Origin of the sequence: Salinivibrio sp. AR640 (assembly GCF_001995405.1) — a bacterium.
GTDB lineage: Bacteria > Pseudomonadota > Gammaproteobacteria > Enterobacterales > Vibrionaceae > Salinivibrio > Salinivibrio costicola.
Window position 1 is genome coordinate 1 of sequence record NZ_MUFD01000060.1, and the last position, 1,229, is coordinate 1,229.

1 tRNA gene and 1 rRNA gene are annotated in these 1,229 nt (G+C 46.4%); both read right to left on the reverse strand.

What is annotated here, in order from left to right:
- A 23S ribosomal RNA gene (locus tag BZG75_RS15450) occupies window positions 1-563 on the reverse strand; the annotation flags it as partial.
- Between the two features lie 468 nt (window positions 564-1,031).
- A tRNA-Glu gene (locus BZG75_RS15165) sits at window positions 1,032-1,107 on the reverse strand.
- Window positions 1,108-1,229 lie beyond the last annotated feature (122 nt).

The window sequence follows — 1,229 nt, forward strand, 5'->3', positions numbered from 1 at the left end:
CTACTCGTTTTCACANGGTCACCCCACAAAGGAGGCTCCCACTGCTTGTACGTAGACGGTTTCAGGTTCTATTTCACTCCCCTCACAGGGGTTCTTTTCGCCTTTCCCTCACGGTACTGGTTCACTATCGGTCAGTCAGGAGTATTTAGCCTTGGAGGATGGTCCCCCCATGTTCAGACAAGATATCACGTGTCCCGTCCTACTCGTTTTCACARATATGGCGCCGTCGGTTACGGGGCTATCACCCTTTATTGCCAGGTTTTCCAACCTGTTCACCTAACGCYAAGTCTGCTTAAGGGCTAATCCGGGGTCGCTCGCCGCTACTGCCGGAATCTCAATTGATTTCTTTTCCTTCGGGTACTTAGATGTTTCAGTTCCCCGAGTTCGCCTCTTARCRCTATGTATTCACGCTAAGATACCTGCTTATGCAGGTGGGTTTCCCCATTCGGATATCCCAGATTCAAATGGCTTTTACTGCCTTATCTGGGCTTTTCGCAAGTTAATACGTCCTTCATCGCCTCTGACTGCCAAGGCATCCACCGTCTACGCTTAGTCACTTAACCATACAACCCCAAAAGGTTCACGCTAAGATACCTGCTTATGCAGGTGGGTTTCCCCATTCGGATATCCCAGATTCAAATGGCTTTTACTGCCTTATCTGGGCTTTTCGCAAGTTAATACGTCCTTCATCGCCTCTGACTGCCAAGGCATCCACCGTCTACGCTTAGTCACTTAACCATACAACCCCAAAAGGTCTTGCTTATTTACTTTCACTTTAAAAAGTGAAAACAAACGGTTTAAACAACTARGGTTTTGTTTTTGCCGGACTCAAATAGAAGCTTTGTCGTCATTGATTCAATAAGACAAAGTCCAAGCACACTTGATTGTGTGAGTGACATTTCTGTCACTGATTGAGAACTTTACTGTCATTCTTAAAGAATGACTTGTCAGCTTTCCAGATTGTTAAAGAGCATGTCGTTTGTCATTAGACAAACCACTTTGTAATCACATTCGTGAATGCATTTATAAAGTGGCGTCCCATAGGGGAGTCGAACCCCTGTTACCGCCGTGAAAGGGCGGTGTCCTAGGCCTCTAGACGAATGGGACACGCTGATATGTTTGGGAACATATCCTCTTATAACTTCAACCTATACAATCTGTGTGAACACTCGCAAGAATAGCGTCAGTAAGGAGGTGATCCAGCCCCAGGTTCCCCTAGGGCTACCTTG